1 protein-coding gene is annotated in these 309 nt (G+C 46.6%); it reads left to right on the forward strand.

Annotated elements, in window-relative coordinates; translation table 11 throughout:
• Nucleotides 1-309 (forward strand): ATP-grasp domain-containing protein (locus A3757_RS04955; protein WP_156506184.1); only part of this gene is annotated, 309 nt, incomplete at both ends.

Raw genomic sequence — 309 nt, forward strand, 5'->3', positions numbered from 1 at the left:
TCGGCTTGTTCATTGCCTCCATATACCTTGTCTCAAGAAGTTCAGGAAGAGATGAAGGAAGTCGTTAAAGCTATGGGTCTAGAACTTGGTGTTGTAGGTTTGATGAACGTCCAGTTGGCTTATCAGGATGGTTTGATTTACGTGATCGAGGTTAACCCTCGAGCATCACGTACAGTACCGTTTGTTTCTAAAGCTATTGGCACTTCATTGGCGAAGGTTGCTGCACGTTGTATGGCAGGTAAAACCCTGGCAGAGGCGGGCTTTACCGAGGAAGTGGTGCCTAAGCACTTCAGTGTCAAAGAGTCTGTT

Source organism: Oleiphilus sp. HI0117 (assembly GCF_001635235.1).